The following is an 18076-nucleotide window of genomic DNA, read 5'->3' on the forward strand; positions in this document are numbered from 1 at the left end:
CCTTCGCGTAATAACAGTTGCCGCGTTAGTTCAGGCGTGCAGGTGGCAGGAAACCTACCGCGTCGTAGACCTCTTTGAGGGTCTCTTGAGCGACGGCGCGGGCCTTCGCGGCACCAACGGCGAGCAGCCGGTCGAGTTCGGCTGGGTCGTCCAGCAGTTCCAGCGTGCGTTCGCGTACCGGCTCGAGCGCTGCGACCACGGCGTCGGCGACATCGACCTTGAGGTGGCCGTACATCTTGCCTTCGTATTCGGCAACGAGGGTTTCGACCGGCTTCTCGGTCACGGCGGAAAGGATCGCGAGCAGGTTGGATACGCCCGGCTTGGATTCGCGGTCGAAGGAGACCTCAGTCCCGGTGTCAGTTACCGCGGACTTGATGCGCTTAGCGATCGTCTTCGGTGCGTCAAGGATGTCGATACGACCGTTCGGTGACGCTCCGGACTTCGACATCTTCGACGTAGGCTCCTGCAGATCATAGATGCGGGCGCCGTTAGGTGGGTTGACGGCCTTCGGAACCACGAACACCTCGCCAAAGCGGTGGTTGAAGCGTTGCGCGAGCGTGCGGGTCAGCTCGACGTGCTGGGTCTGGTCGTCGCCGACCGGCACCTGATCCGCCTTGTACAGCAGGATGTCGGCCGCCATGAGCGACGGGTAGGTGAACAGGCCGACGTTGGTTGAGTCGGCGCCGTAGCGGCTCGATTTGTCTTTGAACTGGGTCATGCGGGAGGCCTCACCGAAACCGGTGATGCACTGCAGAACCCAGTTGAGTTCGGCGTGTTCTGGGATGTGGGACTGGATGAACAGCGTGGCCTTATCGACGTCCACCCCGCCTGCGATGTATTGCGCGGCGGTCGTGCGGGTGCGCTGAGCGAGGTTGGTTGAGCCGTCTGGGGATGTGATCGAGTGCAGGTCCGGAACAAAATAGAACGCATCCGCATTGTGCTGTAGCTTCACGAACTGCACGAGCGCACCGAGGTAGTTGCCGAGGTGCAGGGAGTCCGCAGACGGCTGCATCCCTGACAGGATGCGCGGGCGGTGCGGCGTTTCGGTTGCCCCAGTTGTTTCAGTCGCTGTTTCGGTTTCGGTCGCTTCGGTGCTCATGGTGATGCTGATGTCCTTCGGGTGTATGCGCTGTTGCCGTGTGTGCTGGAGGCTACGCTTAGTGCAGCCTGCGCGCTAGATGCTGTAGTCGATGACGAGTGCGGAGTGGTCTGATACTCGCTTGTCATAGGATTCGGCGCGGTCCACAGTCGCCTGGACTGCGCGGCCGGCAAGCTCTGGGGTGGCCATGTGGTAGTCGATGCGCCAACCGGCATCGTTGTCGAAGGCCTTCCCGCGGTAGGACCACCACGTGTACGGTCCCGGTACGTCCCCCGCGAGTTCGCGGGCGACGTCCTTGTAGCCGATCTCACCGAAGAACTTATCGAAGTAGGCGCGCTCTTCCGGGAGGAAGCCGGCGTTCTTGACGTTGCCCTTCCAGTTCTTGATGTCGAGTTCGGTGTGGCCCACGTTGAGATCGCCCACGATCAGCACATCGTCTGCCTGCTTTGCCAGTTCCGGCATGCGCACGAGCATCGTGTCGAGGAACTTGTATTTATCGTCCTGGCGTGGGGTGTCCACCTCGCCGGAGTGCACGTATGCGGAGACGACGGTGAGCGTGCGGCCGTTGATGGTGTAGTCGGCTTCGACCCAGCGGCCGGAGGTCTCAAAGTATGGTTCACCGATTCCGATGCGGGTCGCATCTGGCTCTCGTTTGGAGGCGATGAGCACGCCAGCACGGCCCTTATCTGCTGCTTCTGCGTGCAGAACGTGCCAGTCGCTTCCCTCGAAGTGCTTCTCAACGATCGCATCGGGTGCCCGCACTTCCTGGAGCGCGAGGATATCGACGCCGCGGTCCTCGAGCCACTCATCGAATCCACGGCGGGCTGCGGCACGGATTCCGTTGACGTTGAAGGATGCTACTCGCAATACGTTCTCAGACACTCAAATACCTTTAGCTTGATCGGTTTGCTGTGCGTGTGTGGTGCGCATTCGGCGCAGGTGCGGGTTCGGCGCAGGTGCGGGTTCGGCGCAGGCCGGTCGCCCAACGTTAGTCGATGATTTCGCCTTCGACGGTGCTGGTGTGGCGGTCTTTGCGGCGCTGCTTGATCATGTCGCGTGCGTTGGTCGCGGTGATGTTGATGGTGTCCAGGGCTCGGTTGACCATGTCTTTGGCTTGTTCGTCGTCTTTGCCGAGGTTGTCCATGACCACGCCGTATTGGACCTGGACGATCTTGAAGGAGTGATCGAGCTTCATCTCGTGGTTCATTTCGGCTTCGCTGATCACGCCTGGGCGGGTGCTGTCTGGGCTCGCGTCGTTGGAGAGTTTCGCGGCGAGGTTCGCGTTGGTTTTATCCCACCTACGTCCCACGGCCCGGGCACCGGCGCGCAGGGTCAGGAACACGCCAGCCACGAGCAAAAGCCACAGGCCGGTGATGATCACGACGATCCAGCCGACCACCTGGTTGGAGTTCGCGGCGAAGATGATGGCGACGATGAGCGCGAACGTCAGCACGGCCATCATCCAGGAGGCCATGCCGAGCGGGCGAGCGACGTTCCGAGCGCGCGCGTTGGCCTGTTTATTAGACGAAGGGAGTTCAGACATGATGCCCATTATCCCAGATGGCCCAGCCGCACACGTCCCCGCTCACGTGTTGTGTCCAGCTCACTCGTTACGTGAGGAACATCTTCTTGAACCGCATGGTCGCAACCGTGAGTCCTGCGACCGCCATGACAACGAAGTACAGAACGTGCCACAGGATGTCGATGGTGAAGGTCGAGGTCGCGAGCATTCGCAGCAGGTCGACGCCGTGCCACAGCGGTAGCGATGCGATGACGGCCTGTACGGCTTGCGGGTAGACGTCCAGCGGGAAGAAGGTCGCGGAGAACAGGGTCAGCGGCTGAACGATCATGTTGAGCCAGTCGAGGTGCTGGAATCGGGTGAACCACGTGGTGATGGCCATGAACACTGCCGCGAATCCGAACGCGATCAGCACCGCTGCCGGGATCATGAGCAGGCCACTACCCCACCCCACGAGGCCCGCCGCCGCGGCAATGAGGTAGAAGCCGAGCGAATAGATGAACCCGCGGATCATCGCCATCGCGATCTCACCGATCGCAACGTCCATCGGGCCGAGCGAGGTGTTGAGCATGACCCGGTACAGCTTCGCGTAGCGCAGCTTGAAGAACATGTTGTTGGTGTCCATGAGGGCACCGTTCATCGCTGAAACCGCGAGCAAGCCCGGCGCGATGTATGCCGCGTAGCTCATCGTCTGCCCGCCTGGGCCTTCGACCCCGCTGATGACCACGCCGAGGCCGAAACCGAGCGAGGCGAGATACAGCACCGGCTCCGCAAAGCCGGTCACGATCACGATCCACGTGGAGTTCTTGGTCGCCATCCACGAACGTTCCATGACCGCTTTAGCGTTGCGGCCATACAGGTCAGATAGCCAACGACGCCGTGGCTTGCTAGCTTGCGAAAGCGCGGCTTGTGCTGTGCCCTGGGCCTGGGCAGCTGCCGGGGCGGAAGGTGCGGAGTCTTCATGCGCATTCTGCGCATCGGCGGAACCGGTGCCCTGGCTTCCGTAACCGACCGCGTACGGATCGCCTGCTTCACCCGAGGTGTCAGCGGGGCTCACGCTCGCCATCGTCTTCTTGGCGGCGCGGGCACCCCACACGCGCGTCTTGACTTTTTCGCCGCGCAAACGGCGGTAATAGCGGGTCTGGGCGATCAGGAACGCGATCACGGCGACCACGATCATGACGCCGAGGTGGACCGGGAACATCCACGGCTCAACCTCGTGCCCGTAGATCGCCCACCGGTTCAGCTCGGTTGCATGCCAGATGGGTGAGATCCAGCCGATCCACTGCAGGTAGATCGGCAGGTGCTCGAGCGGGTAGAACGTTCCCGAAAACAGGAACATCGGCGTGACGATGAAGCGCATGATGACCGAGAACTGGCCGCGCTCCTGGAAAATACCCGCCGCGAACGCCATACACGGCAAGCCGAAAGCGAGTGCTGCGATCGTCGAAAACACGATCACCAGGACGGCGCTCAGGCTGTGGATGACGCCGAAGGCCGCGAGGATCAGGAGCAACAGTAGGGTCTGCGCAACCACGCGTATAGAGACAGCGATCACCGTGCCCCGGGCGATCTGTTGCGGCGTGATCGGGGTGACCTGCGGCCCGTAATAGGTTCGGTTCCATTTGAACCCGCCCATCACTGGGAAGGTCATTTCCTCCATCGCGATGCCGACCGCCATGGTCGCGGCGAGCGCGCCGGCGATGAAGGTGATGTACGGGACGCCATCGAAGCTCGTCTGATTATTCGTCAGGACGGCACCGAGGCCCACGCCCATCGTGACGAGGTACATGAGAGGGGTGCCGACGGAATCCGCGAGGATGACGTCGATGTAGCGGCGCATCACACGGAAGAGGTATTCCGCGAAGTACCACGAGCCTGCCCGGGAGACCTTCCGTGCGGAGCGGTCGCCTTGCTCCGTGGGCCCGGAGATCGGCTCGCGGCGGACAAGGACGTCGGCGCCTGTTGCTGAGGCGTCGATTACGTGTGCGTTATGAGGGTCAGTCAATGAGGGACCGTCCTGTCAGGATCAGGAACACGTCTTCAAGCGATGCGCGGCGGGCCAGCGTCGATACGGGGCGCAGCCCCAAGCTCACAGCGCGGGCAACCGCGGCCTCGCCGTCGTCGGCGTAGACAAGCACGCGGTCGGCCAGCGTTTCGGTTCGGAAGCCGTCTTTATTCAGGACCTCGGCCGCCGCAGCGTTCTTGTCGGAGCCGAAACGCATCTCTGCGACTTCGCGAGTCGCGTACTCGCGCACAAGCGCGGACGGCGAACCTTCAGCTTTGATCTCGCCGCCATCGACCACGATGAGCCGGTCTGCGAGTTGCTCGGCCTCATCCATGAAGTGGGTCGTGATGATGAGCGTCGTGCCGCGTTCTTTGAGCCGGTAGAGGCGGTCCCACAGGATGTGACGGGCCTGTGGGTCGAGGCCAGTGGTTGGCTCGTCGAGCAGTAGCACGGCTGGATCGTTGATGAGCGAGCGCGCGATGGTCAGGCGGCGCTTCATACCGCCTGAGAGCTGGTCGACGCGGTTGGCGGCCTTTTCCTCAAGTTGCGCAAACGCGAGCAGGTCTTTGATGCGCGGCACGATTTCGCGGCGTTTCATCCCGAAGTAGCGGCCGTAGATGTAGAGGTTGTCGCGGACGGTGAGCTCTTCGTCGAGGTTGTCTTGCTGCGGCACCACGCCGAGGTGGGCACGCAGGCGTGGACCTTCTTCGCTCGGGTCCATCCCGAGGATGCTGAGCTCGCCCGATGTGCGGGTTGAGACGCCGCCGATCATGTTCATGGTCGTGGACTTGCCTGCGCCGTTGGGGCCTAACAGGCCAAAGGATTCGCCTGCGGCGACGTCAAAGTCAATGCCGTTGACGGCTGTGAAATCCCCAAACTTCTTGGTTAGCGAACGCGCGCGCAGAACCGTTGGCGCGTCATTAGAAGAAGGTGTTTGAGGAGATGGTGCAGGTACCCCAGAATGGGCTTTTGAGTCGTGTGCCACACCATGACACTACATAAGGTGTGCCCACGGTCGCAACGAACACCCCGCCTCATCGCTCACCACGCTGTTACCGAGACGCCAAGAGTTCATTTCTTATTCTGAATTATTCAGAATAATTTGCTAGAGTGTGTTGCATGACACTCGGACCGATCACGGCGGCTTCACCTGTTGACGACCGTGAACGCTCATGGGCGGACACGCTCAAAGCGCATAATCGCCGTGTCACCAAGCAACGGATGGCGGTGATGCGAGCAACAGCCGCGTCATCCCATGCGTCGGCAGAACAGATCCACAAGTACGCATCGGAAGCTCTACCCCAGTTAGCGCTTTCAACCACGCACATGATCCTGCATGACCTCACGAACGTGAGGCTGTTACGGCGCGTGGAAGTCCCTAACTCCCCCACCCTGTATGAGGTGGAGACCGGGGATAACCATCACCATGTTCAGTGCGTGAAATGCGGCAGACTTGAGGACGTGGAGTGTGCCCTCGGGCACGCCCCGTGCCTTGAACCTTCACACACCCACGGCATCGACATTGACGTGGCGGAGGTTCTCTACCGCGGTCTTTGCGAGGACTGCAAAGAAGCATAAGGTCGTCCACAAAGTTTCAATCTCATCCAAGTAAAGGAGCAACATGGCTGAGAACACCAAGCCCCACGGCACTGGTTCAACCACCCAAGCCGGCATCCCCGCGGTCAGCGACCGCAACTCGCTGACCGTTGGTCAGGACGGCCCGATCGTCCTGCACGACCACCACCTGGTCGAGACGCTGGCACACTTCAACCGCATGAACGTTCCAGAGCGCCGCCCACACGCAAAGGGTTCCGGCGCATTCGGTGAGCTCGAGGTCACCGAGGACGTTTCGAAGTGGACCAAGGCTGACTTCCTGCAGCCTGGCAAGAAGACCCCGATGCTGGCTCGTTTCTCCACGGTTGCTGGTGAGCTCGGCTCCCCAGACACGTGGCGTGACGTTCGCGGCTTCGCGCTCAAGTTCTACACCGAAGAGGGCAACTTCGACCTCGTCGGTAACAACACCCCAGTCTTCTTTGTGCGCGACCCAATGAAGTTCCCACACTTCATCCGTTCGCAGAAACGCCTGCCTGAAAACGGCTTGCGCGACAACACGATGCAGTGGGACTTCTGGACCCAGAACCCAGAGACCGCACACCAGGTCTCCTACCTCATGGGTGACCGCGGTATCCCTAAGAGCTACCGCCACATGAACGGCTACGGCTCCCACACCTACCTGTGGGTCAACGCTGAAGGCGAGCGCTTCTGGGTTCGCTACCACTTCCTTTCCCAGCAGGGTGTTGAGGGCCTCACCAACGAGGAAGCAGAGCACCTGGCAGGTACCGACGCCGAGGCTCACCGCCGCGACCTGTTCGAGGCAATCAAGAACGGCGACTACCCGAAGTGGGACATGCACGTTCAGATCATGCCGTACGAAGAGGCTAAGACCTACCGTCTGAACCCATTCGACCTCACCAAGATCTGGCCGCTGGGTGACTACCCTCGCCACAAGGTCGGTACCTTCACGCTGAACCGCAACCCTGAGAACTTCTTCGCTGAGATCGAGCAGGCTGCTTTCTCCCCAGCGAACATGGTTCCAGGTACCGGTAACTCCCCAGACAAAATGCTGCTGGGCCGTAACTTCGCCTACGCGGATGCACAGCGCTACCGCATCGGCACCAACTTCCAGCAGCTACCTGTCAACCGTCCAATCAACGACGTCCACACCTACAACTTCGAGGGCAACATGTGGTACGAGCACACCGGTGCTCGCTCCGTTTACGCCCCGAACTCCTTCGGTGACTCGTGGTCGGATGAAGAGGGCCCGGTCGACAACGGTTGGGAAGCTGACGGCGACCTGACCCGCGCGGCCTACACACTCCGCAAGGACGACGACGACTTCTCGCAGGCACACGACCTGGTCCGCAACGTCTTCGACGACGCGGCCCGTGACCGCCTGGTCGAGACCGTATCCGGCGCACTCGCCGACGTTGTAGAGCCAGTCCTCTCCAACGCGATCGAGTACTGGAAGAACATCGACGAAGAAGTCGGCCAGCGCATCGAAGGCAACGTCCGCAAGTAAGCTGACGCGGCCTACCGCTTAAACGAGTGGGGGCGTCCAAACAGTTCAAACTGTTTGGACGCCCCCACTTCGCGTATCAAGCGAGGTTTCGTTCCGCTAGCCGGCTCGATTCCCCCTCTTGATGTGTTCTCTACTTCTTGAGGGAGCGCTCCGCGGCTTCAACAACGTTGGTCATGAGCAACGCAACCGTCATCGGGCCCACACCACCCGGATTCGGCGAAAGGTAACCTGCTACCTCTTCAACCGCCGGGTCGACGTCGCCATAGACCTTATCGCGGCCGCCCTCAGGGTCCGGTTCGCGGGTGACCCCAACATCGAGCACCGCGGCACCCGGCTTGATGTCTTCAGCCTTGATCATGTGCTTGACGCCCGCGCCGGCAACCACGATGTCGGCCCGGCGCAAGTGCTCGCTCATGTCCTTGGTTCCGGTGTGGGTCAGGGTCACGGTCGCGTTGTGTTCGCGGCGGGTCAGCAACAAGCCGATCGGACGACCGATCGTGACACCGCGGCCCACAACAACAACATGCTTGCCCGCGATCTCAACACCGTTGCGAGTCAAAAGCTCGATCACACCGCGCGGGGTGCACGGCAACGGGGTGTCGATCGGGTCATTGACGTTGAGCACCAGCTTGCCGAGATTCGTTGGGTGCAGGCCATCCGCGTCCTTCTTCGGATCGATCCGCTCCAAGATCGCATCCGTATCCAGGTGCTTCGGCAACGGCAACTGAACGATGTAGCCGTGGCAGGACTCATCAGCGTTGAGCTCATCGATCAGAGCCTCAACGTCTTCCTGGGTCGCATCCGCAGGTAGCTCACGCATGATCGAGTTCATGCCCAACGCCACCGACTGCTTGTGCTTCATCCCCACATACAGTTGCGAGGCAGGGTCAGCGCCCACCAGGACCGTAGCGATCCCCGGGGTCACACCCTGTTCCTTGAGCGCCGCGATACGCTCAGCGAGCTCTTCCTTGATCGCCTTGGACGCCGCGCGCCCATCAAGCTTTACTGCCGTCATGACTCCCCCTTACCAGTTCTCGTGGCCAGGATAGAGCGGGAAGTCAGCGGCGAGCTTATCCACGCGGGCACGCAACGCATCAACATCAGCGTTCTTGCCGTCACGCAAAGCAACCGCGATGATGTCAGCGACCTCGGTGAACTCCTTGTCGCCAAAGCCGCGGGTCGCCAGAGCCGGGGTGCCGATGCGCAGGCCGGAGGTCACCATCGGCGGGCGTGGATCCCACGGGACAGAGTTGCGGTTGACGGTAATGCCGATCTCGTGCAGCAGGTCTTCGCCCTGCTGGCCATCGAGCTCGGATTCGCGCAGGTCAACCAGGACCAGGTGGACGTCGGTGCCGCCGGTCAGAACCGAAACACCCGTGTCGGCAACGTCCTTGGCGGTCAGCCGTTCGGCGAGGATCTTCGCACCGCTCAGCGTGCGTTCCTGGCGGTTCTTGAACTCCTCAGAAGCGGCAACCTTGAACGCAACAGCCTTACCGGCGATCGCGTGCATGAGCGGGCCGCCCTGCTGGCCAGGGAACACTGCAGAGTTGATCTTCTTGGACATCTCAGCGGTGTTGGACAAGATCACGCCCGAGCGTGGGCCGGCGAGCGTCTTGTGGACGGTCGAGGTCGTCACGTCAGCAACCGGCACCGGGTTCGGGTGCAAGCCAGCCGCCACCAGGCCAGCGAAGTGCGCCATATCAACCCACAGAAGCGCGCCAACCTCGTCGGCGATCGAACGGAAGGCCTCGAAATCCAGCTGGCGAGGGTACGCCGACCAGCCAGCAACGATCACGTTCGGGCGGGCCTCAAGAGCCTGCTCACGCACCTTATCCATGTCGATGCGGAACGTCTCCGGGTCTACTTCGTAAGCGGCAACGTTGTAGAGCTTGCCGGAGAAGTTGAGCTTCATGCCGTGCGTCAAGTGGCCGCCGTGAGCGAGCGAAAGGCCCAGCATCGTGTCGCCTGGGTTGATCATCGCCGCCAACGCGGCGGCGTTGGCGGAAGCTCCCGAGTGCGGCTGAACGTTGGCGAAACCCGCGCCGAACAGGGCCTTGACGCGGTCCCGCGCCAGGTCTTCAACCTGATCCACGTATTCGCAGCCGCCGTAATAGCGGCGCCCCGGATAACCTTCGGCATACTTATTCGTCAGAACCGAGCCCTGAGCCTCCAAAACACCGCGCGGAGCGAAGTTCTCAGAAGCGATCATTTCCAGGGTGTCGCGCTGACGCCCCAATTCCTGATCGATCAGGGCAGCGATTTCGGGGTCAACCTCAGCAAGCGGCTGATTAGTGACATCGGAAGTCTGTGACACGGGGCCTCTCCTGTGCAGCGCTTAGCGCTCGTTGGTGTTCGGCAACAGCGATGCCGCGGCACCCGGCACGTGAGGTGTCGAGTGAACACACGGCGGACGCCTCCATTCTAGCCCGTGAACACCCATCAGACACCGAACATAACTCGACGCACCAACTCAACGAATAGCAACCCCACCGCAAGCCCCCGCTATCGTGAACCCTATGGAGCGCAAAACTAGCCACCGCGATGTCAACAGCAGCCACCGTATTGTGGTGAGCTTGTCCTGCCCAGACCAGCCGGGCATCGTCCACCACGTGACCGGGGCGCTGTTTCAAGCCGGCGGCAACATCGTGGAATCCCAGCAGTACGGTTCTGACCAGACCGGCACGTTCTTCATGCGGATTGAAGCGGACGTGTGTCTGCCCACCGTCGATGTCGAGGCTCATCTCCGCGCGGTCGCTCAGCAGTTCCAGATGGATTTGAAGGTGTGGGACGCGGACGCGCCACTGCGGACCCTCATCATGTGTTCAAAGGCCCCGCACGCGCTCGAAGAGTTGTTGAGCCGCCAGCACGCAGGCTACCTGCCGATCGAGGTGCCGCTCATTGTCTCCAACCACACCGCGTTGAAGCCGCTCGCTGAGTTTTATGGCGTACCGTTCACGCACATCCCAGTCACGAAAGACACCAAGGCAGACGCCGAGGCGAAGCTGCGTGAGCTTGTTGCTGAGCACGAGATCGACCTCGTGGTGCTCGCCCGTTACATGCAGATCCTCTCCGATGAGCTCTGCAACGAACTATCTGGCCGGGCGATCAACATCCACCACTCGTTCCTGCCCTCCTTCAAGGGGGCCCGGCCGTACCACCAGGCGCATGCCCGCGGTGTCAAACTCATCGGCGCCACCGCGCACTATGTGACCAGCGACCTCGACGAAGGCCCGATCATCGACCAGGCCGTGACCCCGGTGCGTCACGACCGCACCCCGGAAGAACTCGTGCAGCAAGGTAGCGCTACCGAGGCACAGACGCTCGCGCGCGCGGTACGGTGGCACGCCCAGCATCGCGTGCTCCTGGACGGCCACCGCACTGTTGTCTTCGACTAAGCCCTGCCGTTTTCGACTAAGACCTGCTCAGCAGCGCGATGACCTCCATGTGCGGGGTTTGAGGGAACATGTCGAACAAGCGCGCCTGCTCGATGCTCCAGTTGCTCATCGCGGCGAGGTCACGGGCGAGCGTGGTGGGGTTGCAACTCGAATAGATGATGCTCTCGGCTTCGCATTCGTTGAGCCACACGGGCAGGTCTGGACCTAGTCCGCGCCGAGGCGGATTGACGATGATGAGCTCTGGCGCAGGTTTCTCGCGAACCCACTGCGTCGCATCAGCCGCGATGAACTCGACCTCGCTGATTCCCTGTTCGGCTGCCGCGGCGTTGCCGGCAGCGACCGCCTCGACAGAGGTCTCAACGCCGATCACGTGCCCGGCCCCGGCCTGGGCCGCTGTGAACCCGAAACCGCCGACGCCCGCATACAGATCCCACACGGTCTCCGGAGGCCCTACGTGGCTGTCCCGCGAGGCCGCTGCGATCCACTCCCCCGCCTGGGCATAAAGCCCCTCGGCAACCGCCTGATTAGTCTGCACAAACCCTTGCGGACGAACCCGCAACGGCAGGCGGCTGATCGTGAGCGGGAACGTGGTTTCACCGGCTAGATGGATTTCTTCTTCTCCCTCGGCGAGCGCGACGTGATCCGGCAACAGGTTGGCTGTCACGGTCACGATGTGCGGGGCTCTTTCGAGGAATCCTGCCAGGTTCGGCCGCAAGGCTTTGACGCCGGCGCGGGAGCGCATCACGAAGCGCAGCATGATCTGCCCGGCCTCGTTCAACGTCATGTGGACTTGTTTGAGCTCTCCGGCGCGCTCGGGGACGGAATACGGGGCGAGTTTGCTGATGCGGATGAGCGAGTGAATGAGCCCGAACATGCGGGTCAGTTCCGGGTGGATCACCCTGCATTCGCGCAAGTCCACACCGCGGCGCTCCCGGTCGAGGATCCCGAAAGTCGGGCGTCGATAGGTTCCGCCCACCACCATTTTGATGCGGGTGCGGTAGCCCTGCTCAGGCCCAGTGAACGGTTCAAGCCAGGCCGTTGGCCCGTACGGCTCGAGCAACGTTTGAGCCTGGCTCTGTTTGAGTTCAACCTGTTGGGCGTAGGGCTGTTGAATGAGCGTGCAGGATAAACACACTCCCGCATCGTAATAATCGCACTGCATGATGCATCCATTATGGCGGTAGATCCCGTTGCGTGATGCTTCACATACGCGTGCATGGCGAGCCGAACTCGCGGCGCGAGCGCGGGTTGGTGGATGATGCTCGGTATGCAACGAAAGTCTGGCGCCTCACGAAAATTCAAGAAAACATTTAACAAACTCATGGCCCTTGCTGTGACTGCGCTCTTGATTTTCGTGATCGGCAAGCTCTCCATCAACGGTAGTTCAACCGCACCGAATGAAACCGCGCCGGGTGAAAGCAAGCCCAGCGCGACCGCACCCTCCACGCCGGCGCCTTCCAAAACCGCGCCTTCCAAAGCAGCGCCGTCCCAAACCGCGCCGGGTGACAATAAAGCCACTGATCCCGCGCGGTCTCATAATGCGGCAGCGGTCCTGGAGACCCTCGAGGTCAAGGGCCGCGCACCTAAGACCGGCTATAACCGTAAAGAGTCTTTCGGGCGGGCGTGGCTCGATACCGACCGTAACGGTTGCCGCACCCGCGACGACATCCTCAAGCGAGACCTGAGCGATATCACCCAACAAGGCCGCTGCGGCGTCGAAAAAGGTGTCCTACGTGACCCGTATTCGGGCGACATGATCAACTTTCAGCGCGGCCCCCGCACCTCCGAGGCAGTCCAGATCGACCACGTCGTAGCGTTATCTGACGCGTGGCAGAAGGGCGCCCAGAACTTGAGCAAACGCGAACGGATCTTGCTCGCGAATGACCCGCTGAACCTGCTCGCGGTCTCCGGGCCACTCAACCAGCAGAAATCTGACCGCGACGCCGCAAGCTGGCTCCCACCCAATAAGTCCTACAGGTGCCCGATGGTGGCCCGCCAGATCGCCGTGAAGTCCCGCTATAAACTGTGGGTCACCCAGGCTGAAAAGGACGCGATGAAACAGGTCCTGAAACGCTGCCCCGACCAAACCGTGCCTACCGAAGGGTTCGATCCCCAGGATGCTCCAGAGATGCCGAGCTCCTGGAAACAAGACTGAACGGCTTTGGATGCAAGAGTGGGCCTGCGTCAGTAGGCTTGCTACATGGCACACATCATTGCACTCGATAACGGCACCCCTGACGTGGGCGCTGCCGCATTCCTAGCCCCAACCGCCACGGTAAGTGGCGATGCAGTTTTAGCAGAAGACTCTTCGGCGTTCTATGGGGTATCAGTCCGTGGGGATTCCGCGCCGATCCGCATCGGCGCCCGCACCAACCTGCAGGATAACGTGGTGGTCCACGCTGACCCTGAGTACCCGTGCACGCTCGGCGATGACGTTACGGTCGGCCACGCCGCAGTGGTGCACGGCTGCACGGTGGGTGATGGCACGCTCATCGGGATGTCGGCGACCATCATGAACGGCGCGGTCATCGGCGAGCAGTCGCTCATCGCCGCTGGCGCGCTGGTTCTGGAGGGTATGGAGGTCCCTCCGCGCTCGCTGGTCGCCGGGGCTCCTGCGAAGGTTCGCCGCGAACTGACCGACGAGGAAGTCGCTGCACTCTCAACGTCCGCTGAAACCTACGTCGGCCTGGCTCGCCGCCACGCAGCAGCGCTAAGCAGCTAAAGCACTGCGGCGCTGCCACACAAACACACTGACGTGTAAACGAACGGGCGGCGTGACCATGTGGTCACGCCGCCCGTTCGCTGTATCAGCGAGAAACTTAAGCTTTGAGGCCGTCGATGATCTCGTTGAGGGTTGCGGATGGCCGCATGATCTCGGAGACCTTCTTCTCGTCTGGGCGGTAGTAGCCACCCAGCTCAACAGCCACACCCTGTGCGCCGTTGAGCTCGGAGATGATCTGCTCTTCCTTCTCAACCAGTGCCTTCGCAACAGGTGCGAAGACCTCCGCGAGGCGTGCGTCCTCGGTCTGCTTGGCGAGCTCTTCAGCCCAGTAGCGGACCAGGTAGTAGTGGGAGCCGCGGTTGTCGAGCTCGCCTACCTTGCGGGATGGGGACTTGTTCTCATCCAGGAACGTGCCGGTCGCTGCGTCGAGTGCGCGGCCGAGAACCTCAGCTGCTGGGGTCTCGGTCTGGCGGCCGAACTTCTCGAAGGATTCAGCCAAAGCGAGGAACTCGCCGAGGGAGTCCCAACGCAGGTGGTTCTCTTCAACGAGCTGCTGGACGTGCTTCGGTGCGGAACCGCCAGCGCCGGTCTCGAACAGGCCACCGCCAGCGAGCAACGGGACGATCGAGAGCATTTTCGCAGACGTGCCGAGCTCGAGGATCGGGAACAGATCGGTCAGGTAGTCACGTAGGACGTTACCGGTCACCGAGATGGTGTCCTCACCCTTGCGGATGCGGTCCACCGAGAACTGGGTTGCTTCCTTCGGGGCGAGGATGCGGATGTCCAGGCCGTCGGTGTCGAGGTCCTTGAGGTAGGTGTTGACCTTCTCGATGAGGTTCGCATCGTGTGCGCGGTTCTCATCGAGCCAGAACACAGCTGGCATACCGGACTGGCGGGAGCGCTCAACTGCAAGCTCAACCCAGTTGCGGATCGGCAGGTCCTTGGTCTGGCATGCACGCCAGATGTCGCCGGCCTCAACCTCGTGGGAGATCAGGACGTCGCCCGCGGAGTTGACGACCTCAACTGTGCCGTCTTCCTCAAGCTGGAAGGTCTTGTCGTGCGAACCGTACTCTTCGGCCTTCTGGGCCATGAGGCCGACGTTCGGGACGGTACCCATGGTTGCTGGGTCGAATGCACCGTTGGCGCGGCAGTCCTCGATCACGGTCTGGTAGACGCCCGCGTAGGAGGAGTCTGGGATGATCGCCAGGGTGTCCTGGGTCTTATCGTCCGCGTTCCACATCTGGCCGGAGGTGCGGATCATCGCTGGCATGGATGCGTCAACGATGATGTCCGATGGGACGTGCAGGTTGGTGATCCCGCGCGAGGAATCGACCATCGCGATCGCTGGGCCTTCGTTGTAGGCCTTCTCGATCTCAGCCTTGACGCCTTCGGCCGTCTCGGAGTCGAGGGAATCCAAGCCGGAGATGATCGAGGCCAGGCCGTTGTTCGGGGACAAACCGGCTTCAGCGAGCTTCTCGCCGTACTTGGCGAACAGGTCAGCGAAGTATGCGCGCACAACGCGGCCAAAGATGATCGGGTCGGAGACCTTCATCATGGTCGCCTTGAGGTGCGCGGAGAACAGGATGCCTTCATCCTTAGCGCGTGCAACCTGTTCCTTGAGGAACGCATCGAGCGCCTTCACAGACATGAAGGTACCGTCAACAACCTCGCCTTCAAGCACCTTGAACGCAGGCTTGAGAACCTTAGCCTCGCCACCGGCAGGGGTGAAGCGGATGGTGAGTTCGTCGTCTTTCTCCAGGACAACGGACTTCTCGTTGGACGCGAAGTCGTTCTTGCCCATCGTCGCGACGTTGGTCTTGGATTCTTTAGTCCACTCACCCATCGAGTGTGGGTTCTTCTTCGCGTAGCTCTTGACCGACTGCGGTGCGCGGCGGTCAGAGTTACCCTCACGCAGAACCGGGTTCACGGCCGAACCCATGACCTTGCCGTAGAGCTCACGGATCTCGCGCTCTTCGTCAGTCTTTGGCTCATCTGGGAAGTCCGGCAGGTCATAGCCCTGCCCCTGCAGCTCAGCAACGGCTGCCTTTAGCTGTGGAACGGAAGCCGAAATGTTCGGTAGCTTCACGATGTTCGCGTCCGGGCTCTGGGTCATCTCGCCCAGCTCGGCCAGTGCATCGTTGATGCGCTGGTTTTCCGGGAGCAAGTGAGAAAACGTTGCGATGATGCGGCCAGCCAGCGAAATATCGCGGGTCTCCATCGGCACGTCCGCTTGGGAGGCGAAAGCCTCAACCATCGGCAGGAACGAGTGCGTGGCCAGCATCGGCGCTTCGTCAGTGTGTGTATAGATGATTTTTGCCATGTGGTGGCGTTCTCCCTCAACAGTCGCTGATGAGTTGACTTGTGCCCTGGGCTTGGCAGGGCACACTCGCTTCTATTCTAGATGGTCGCAAGAAGGCCGGTGAGGTTTATTGCCGAACACGCGTTCACGAGCAATCAACCGTACCGGCCTCTCTAGCTGGCTTCTTTAGTGGAAGAAGTGGCGTTCGCCGGTGAAGTACATCGTCACGCCGGCTTTGTTCGCCGCGTCGATCGTGTCTTGGTCACGCACCGATCCTCCCGGTTGGACGATCGCGCGCACACCGGCGTTGATCAGGACCTCCGGGCCGTCAGCGAACGGGAAGAAAGCGTCCGATGCGGCCACGGCACCGCGTGCGCGTTCCTCCGACTGTGCGTTGGCGTCGGCCTCAGCACCGCCTGCGGCGTTGACGTCGGATGCGACCGTGACGCCGAGGGTGTTGGCGCGTTCGACCGCGAGCCGGCAGGAATCCACGCGGTTAACCTGGCCCATACCGATGCCGACCGCGGCGCCATCGTTGGCGAGCAGGATCGCGTTCGACTTAGCCGAACGCAGAGCACGCCACGCGAATGCGAGATCAGCCAGGGTCTTCTCATCGGCTGGTTCGCCTGCGGCCAAGGTCCAGGTCTCTGGGTCATCGCCTGGGGCATCGAGCTGATCGGTAGTCTGGAGCAGTGCGCCCCCGGAGATCTGCCGGATCGAGACCGTGTCCTGCGTGAAGCCCTCGGGCAGGCTCAGCAAGCGGATGTTCTTCTTCTTCGAAAGGATCTCAACGGCCTCGTCCTCGAAGCCCGGGGCGACAACAACCTCGGTGAAGATCTCAGAAACCGTGCGAGCCATACCCGCCGTGACAGGGCGGTTAGCCGCGATCACACCACCGAAAGCAGACAACGGATCGGTTGCGTGAGCCTTACGGTGCGCATCAGCGATCGGGTCCTCAGCGCCCGGGGTCGCGACCGCGATGCCGCACGGATTCGCGTGCTTAATCACGGCAACCGCTGGCTCATCGAAGTCATAGGCGGCACGCACTGCCGCGTCCGCGTCCTGATAGTTGTTGTAGCTCATCGCCTTACCGTGCAACTGCTCAGCCTGAGCAATACCCGGGGAAGCCGCGTGATCAACATACAGCGCTGCCGGCTGGTGCGGGTTCTCGCCGTAACGCAGAACCTCGGCACGCTCAAGCGACAAGCCCGCATACGGCGGGAAGACCGGGGCCTCCGCGGCCTCGGGATCACCGAACTGCGCCGCAGTCCACGCGGCAACCGCATTGTCATAAGCGGCAGTGTGAGCAAAGGCCAGCGAAGCCAGACGACGGCGGGTCGCCAGGTCGAAACCCTCGCCGCGGGCGGCTTCAACCACCTGGCCATAGAACTCTGGGTTGACCACCACAGCAACCGAAGGGTGGTTTTTAGCGGCCGCACGCACCATCGACGGGCCGCCGATGTCGATCTGCTCAATCACCGCGTCCTGGTCGGCACCCGAACGCACCGTCTCAACGAACGGGTACAGGTTCACAACCACCAGATCAAACGGCTCAATCTCCATATCCTTGAGCTGCTGAACATGATCATCCTTACGGCGGTCCGCCAGAATACCGGCGTGAACCCGCGGATGCAACGTCTTCACGCGGCCTTCAAGGCATTCCTGGAACCCCGTCACCTCAGAGACCTCAGTCACCGGGATGCCCGCATCAGCGATACGGCCAGCAGTAGAACCGGTAGAGACAATCGCAACGCCGGCCTCATGCAGGCCGCGGGCTAGATCTTCCAAACCGGTCTTGTCATATACAGAGATCAGTGCACGCTTAATCGGAACAGTCGTGGGCGTGGAATCCTGAACGGTCACGAGAAAAGGCTCCTCAGGAGAAATCGCGGAACAAGACGCACTACACGTGCGCACCAGAAAGCGCCCGCCGCGAAACGGCAGGCACACCCAGT

At 61.6% G+C, this 18076-nt stretch carries 15 protein-coding genes; 5 read left to right on the forward strand and 10 right to left on the reverse strand.

The genetic code is table 11. The annotated features are described in order from the left end of the window. Positions 1 to 25 precede the first annotated feature (25 nt). The 5 genes from trpS to HMPREF3160_RS06345 form a co-directional block, all read right to left on the reverse strand. Positions 26 to 1099 carry a tryptophan--tRNA ligase gene (gene trpS / locus HMPREF3160_RS06325; protein WP_070507634.1) on the reverse strand — a complete coding sequence of 358 codons (1074 nt, stop codon included), beginning with the start codon at positions 1097 to 1099 and terminating at the stop codon, positions 26 to 28. A 75-nt stretch (positions 1100 to 1174) separates the two neighbouring features. Then, entirely contained in the window at positions 1175 to 1981 is an 807-nt protein-coding gene (locus HMPREF3160_RS06330; protein WP_070507635.1) for an exodeoxyribonuclease III, read from the reverse strand. A 106-nt stretch (positions 1982 to 2087) separates the two neighbouring features. Then, entirely contained in the window at positions 2088 to 2642 is a 555-nt protein-coding gene (locus HMPREF3160_RS06335; protein ID WP_035755000.1) for a hypothetical protein, read from the reverse strand. Between the two features lie 67 nt (positions 2643 to 2709). Beyond that, on the reverse strand, positions 2710 to 4626 hold the full coding sequence (locus HMPREF3160_RS06340) for an ABC transporter permease (protein ID WP_070507637.1): 1917 nt from the start codon (positions 4624 to 4626) through the stop codon (positions 2710 to 2712). Further along, positions 4619 to 5611: an ABC transporter ATP-binding protein gene (locus tag HMPREF3160_RS06345; RefSeq protein WP_083285499.1), complete on the reverse strand. Its 993-nt coding sequence runs from the start codon at positions 5609 to 5611 to the stop codon at positions 4619 to 4621. Before HMPREF3160_RS06345 ends, HMPREF3160_RS06340 begins: the two co-directional genes overlap by 8 nt. 134 nt (positions 5612 to 5745) lie before the next feature. Here HMPREF3160_RS06345 and HMPREF3160_RS06350 point away from each other — a divergent pair, with 134 nt between their 5' ends. Further along, on the forward strand, positions 5746 to 6204 hold the full coding sequence (locus tag HMPREF3160_RS06350) for a Fur family transcriptional regulator (protein WP_052048276.1): 459 nt from the start codon (positions 5746 to 5748) through the stop codon (positions 6202 to 6204). A gap of 43 nt (positions 6205 to 6247) precedes the next feature. Further along, positions 6248 to 7705, forward strand: a complete 1458-nt coding sequence (locus HMPREF3160_RS06355; protein ID WP_035754910.1) for a catalase — start codon at positions 6248 to 6250, stop codon at positions 7703 to 7705. A 130-nt stretch (positions 7706 to 7835) separates the two neighbouring features. Here HMPREF3160_RS06355 and HMPREF3160_RS06360 read toward each other — a convergent pair whose 3' ends face one another. Next, entirely contained in the window at positions 7836 to 8720 is an 885-nt protein-coding gene (locus HMPREF3160_RS06360) for a bifunctional methylenetetrahydrofolate dehydrogenase/methenyltetrahydrofolate cyclohydrolase (protein WP_070507639.1), read from the reverse strand. A 9-nt stretch (positions 8721 to 8729) separates the two neighbouring features. Then, complete coding sequence (gene glyA, locus HMPREF3160_RS06365) at positions 8730 to 10019, reverse strand: serine hydroxymethyltransferase (RefSeq protein WP_070507641.1); 1290 nt, start codon at positions 10017 to 10019, stop codon at positions 8730 to 8732. Positions 10020 to 10221: 202 nt separating this feature from the next. Here glyA and purU point away from each other — a divergent pair, with 202 nt between their 5' ends. After that, on the forward strand, positions 10222 to 11100 hold the full coding sequence (purU, locus tag HMPREF3160_RS06370) for a formyltetrahydrofolate deformylase (protein ID WP_052048275.1): 879 nt from the start codon (positions 10222 to 10224) through the stop codon (positions 11098 to 11100). Positions 11101 to 11116: 16 nt separating this feature from the next. Here purU and HMPREF3160_RS06375 read toward each other — a convergent pair whose 3' ends face one another. Then, the gene (locus HMPREF3160_RS06375) at positions 11117 to 12262 is read right to left on the reverse strand and encodes a methyltransferase domain-containing protein (protein WP_070507643.1); all 1146 of its coding nucleotides are present in this window, start codon (positions 12260 to 12262) and stop codon (positions 11117 to 11119) included. A 54-nt stretch (positions 12263 to 12316) separates the two neighbouring features. Here HMPREF3160_RS06375 and HMPREF3160_RS06380 point away from each other — a divergent pair, with 54 nt between their 5' ends. Together HMPREF3160_RS06380 and HMPREF3160_RS06385 are read left to right on the forward strand one after the other, a co-directional pair. Then, positions 12317 to 13255 carry an HNH endonuclease family protein gene (locus HMPREF3160_RS06380; protein ID WP_256174086.1) on the forward strand — a complete coding sequence of 313 codons (939 nt, stop codon included), beginning with the start codon at positions 12317 to 12319 and terminating at the stop codon, positions 13253 to 13255. A gap of 45 nt (positions 13256 to 13300) precedes the next feature. After that, on the forward strand, positions 13301 to 13822 hold the full coding sequence (locus HMPREF3160_RS06385; RefSeq protein ID WP_070490047.1) for a gamma carbonic anhydrase family protein: 522 nt from the start codon (positions 13301 to 13303) through the stop codon (positions 13820 to 13822). Positions 13823 to 13919: 97 nt separating this feature from the next. Here HMPREF3160_RS06385 and HMPREF3160_RS06390 read toward each other — a convergent pair whose 3' ends face one another. Together HMPREF3160_RS06390 and purH are read right to left on the reverse strand one after the other, a co-directional pair. After that, complete coding sequence (locus HMPREF3160_RS06390; protein WP_070507647.1) at positions 13920 to 16142, reverse strand: NADP-dependent isocitrate dehydrogenase; 2223 nt, start codon at positions 16140 to 16142, stop codon at positions 13920 to 13922. 165 nt (positions 16143 to 16307) lie between these two features. Beyond that, complete coding sequence (gene purH, locus HMPREF3160_RS06395) at positions 16308 to 17984, reverse strand: bifunctional phosphoribosylaminoimidazolecarboxamide formyltransferase/IMP cyclohydrolase (protein ID WP_070507648.1); 1677 nt, start codon at positions 17982 to 17984, stop codon at positions 16308 to 16310. Between the last annotated feature and the right edge of the window lie 92 nt (positions 17985 to 18076).

The sequence above is a fragment of the Arthrobacter sp. HMSC06H05 genome (assembly GCF_001807395.1).
In the GTDB taxonomy this organism is placed as follows: Bacteria; Actinomycetota; Actinomycetes; order Actinomycetales; family Micrococcaceae; genus Pseudoglutamicibacter; species Pseudoglutamicibacter albus.

Bases quoted from the DNA above. Each gene is read 5' to 3' on its own strand.
- trpS (WP_070507634.1), bottom strand. From the start codon at position 1,099: ATGAGCACCGAAGCGACCGAAACCGAAACAGCGACTGAAACAACTGGG.
- HMPREF3160_RS06335 (WP_035755000.1), bottom strand. From the start codon at position 2,642: ATGTCTGAACTCCCTTCGTCTAATAAACAGGCCAACGCGCGCGCTCGG.
- HMPREF3160_RS06350 (WP_052048276.1), top strand. From the start codon at position 5,746: ATGACACTCGGACCGATCACGGCGGCTTCACCTGTTGACGACCGTGAA.
- HMPREF3160_RS06355 (WP_035754910.1), top strand. From the start codon at position 6,248: ATGGCTGAGAACACCAAGCCCCACGGCACTGGTTCAACCACCCAAGCC.
- HMPREF3160_RS06360 (WP_070507639.1), bottom strand. From the start codon at position 8,720: ATGACGGCAGTAAAGCTTGATGGGCGCGCGGCGTCCAAGGCGATCAAG.
- purU (WP_052048275.1), top strand. From the start codon at position 10,222: ATGGAGCGCAAAACTAGCCACCGCGATGTCAACAGCAGCCACCGTATT.
- HMPREF3160_RS06375 (WP_070507643.1), bottom strand. From the start codon at position 12,262: ATGCAGTGCGATTATTACGATGCGGGAGTGTGTTTATCCTGCACGCTC.
- HMPREF3160_RS06380 (WP_256174086.1), top strand. From the start codon at position 12,317: ATGGCGAGCCGAACTCGCGGCGCGAGCGCGGGTTGGTGGATGATGCTC.
- HMPREF3160_RS06385 (WP_070490047.1), top strand. From the start codon at position 13,301: ATGGCACACATCATTGCACTCGATAACGGCACCCCTGACGTGGGCGCT.
- HMPREF3160_RS06390 (WP_070507647.1), bottom strand. From the start codon at position 16,142: ATGGCAAAAATCATCTATACACACACTGACGAAGCGCCGATGCTGGCC.